Raw genomic sequence first — 838 nt, forward strand, 5'->3', positions numbered from 1 at the left:
AGATGAAACTTTCGTCTTTAGCAGGTCCAGCCCAAACGAAAAAACGCCTCCAAACGTTGGCCTGCATTGCCTGCAGGCTGTCCGAAGTTTTCAACAGAGAGGAGAAAAGCATGGAACATCGTCACATTCCTGCCTCGAAGGATGGCAGCATTCCCAGTGCAAAAACACGCTTTTGGCGCGGAGAGGACAATTTCCTGGAAGATGTATGGTATGGCCGCTGCGCGATCTGTGGTGAGCTGATTTGCCCACCCAAGCCGTGGTATTTTATTAGAAATGTTCTGGGATATTTTTTGACGGTCCCGTATGCAGTTATTCCTGCTCTGATTGACGTGCCTGAATCGACGGCCCTTTCGAAAGCTCTCTTATTTACTTCTGGATTCGCAGTACTACTTATTATTTGGAAGTTAGCTATTAATGCATGCTTAGCTTTCGGCCAGTGGCAACTATTACCGGATGGCTTGGAGGGCGAAAAACTGCGTAAGCGGACAAATCGAAAAAGTGAAAAAATGTGGTGGATCTATATGGTCGTAGGTTGCTTCGCTTTTGCGATTTTCCTAATCGTACGATATTGAATGCATATTTGGCCTTCGGGAAATGGCAAACTTTTCCGGAAGGGCCGGAAGCCAAGCAGCTACAGCAGCGAAACGACAGGAAAAGCGAAAGATCGTGGTGGATTCGTGCACTTATAGGCTGGGTAATTGCGGCCGCAGTGATTCTGCTATATCTGAGCCTCGTCGTGCGGCGGCACCCATAATCCAAATTCAGTAATTATTGTTTCACAAGATTAGTGCGCACATTTACGGACATCGCCCTGCTAAAGATGAAACTTTCGTCTTTA

The 838-nt window shown here is 46.9% G+C and carries 1 protein-coding gene; it reads left to right on the top strand.

Annotation, left to right across the window (positions count from 1 at the left end; genetic code table 11):
• Nucleotides 1–572, top strand: a 572-nt coding sequence (locus WMO66_RS00140; protein WP_349134381.1) for a hypothetical protein, incomplete at its 5' end; no start/stop codon positions are given.
• Nucleotides 573–838 lie beyond the last annotated feature (266 nt).

Origin of the sequence: Faecousia intestinalis, assembly GCF_040096185.1 — a bacterium.
Lineage (GTDB): Bacteria > Bacillota > Clostridia > Oscillospirales > Oscillospiraceae > JAZOXB01.